Here is an 828-nt window from a genome sequence, read left to right as displayed (position 1 = left end):
ATTATATGCTAAATGAGAGAGTTAATCCAGGCACAGCAAAAATATTAAAAAGGCACGAATATTATACAAGAGAGCTTATTAAATCATAGAGCCAAAAGCATAAAACTTGCATAGGTAATTTAACTTTTGAAGAAAAAAACATCGATGAGAACACCAAAAAAGAAATAATGCAAAGCTTTGAAAACGCCCTTTTAACCCCTGCAATGCAAGGACGTTATAATATTTTGTGGATAGAACATACAGACAAGGGCAGATTAGAATTAAACTTTATAATTCCAAAAATGGACCTAGAACGCAAAAAGTCATTTAACCCTTACTACCACCCCATTGATAATAAAAGAATTGATTTTTGGCGTGATTTTGTTAATTTATGCTATGGTTTTACAAATCCAAAAGATCCGAGTAAAGAACAAACCCTACAAGGAAGCAAAAAAGAAAAGGAGCTTTTTAAGGACTATGAAGCCCTAGATAAGATACTTCATAAGCAAGTAGCTAATAAAATTATCAATTCAAGAGACGAACTCATTTATTTTTTAGAGCAAAACAATATCGAAGTAACAAGAAAAGGAAGTGATTATTTAAGCATTAAACTACCAGAAAGCAAAAAAGCTAAAAGGTTTAAAGGAAGCATTTACAATGAACAATTTAGAAGCTTTGAAAAGCTTAGAGACTTACGCACAGAAAAAGAAAGCAGAGCAAGAGAGTATAAACAAAGAGATATTAAATCAGAGCTTGAACGAACTAAACGAGAACTTGATAAATTCATTCAATCAAAAGATGAGTATTACAGAGAAACAATTAGAAAATTTAATGAGCGATTACAGGGAA

General features: G+C 31.2%; 1 protein-coding gene. It reads left to right on the top strand.

Going from position 1 to position 828, the window contains the following annotated elements:
• Positions 1-167: 167 nt before the first annotated feature.
• On the top strand, positions 168-828 hold a 661-nt coding region (locus KJR01_RS09595), incomplete at its 3' end, for a relaxase family protein (protein ID WP_250325183.1).

Source organism: Campylobacter sp. 2018MI10 (genome assembly GCF_018501175.1).
In the GTDB taxonomy this organism is placed as follows: domain Bacteria; phylum Campylobacterota; class Campylobacteria; order Campylobacterales; family Campylobacteraceae; genus Campylobacter_E.
Note: the sequence above shows the minus strand (reverse complement) of the source record. Positions and strands in the feature narration are given on the sequence as shown.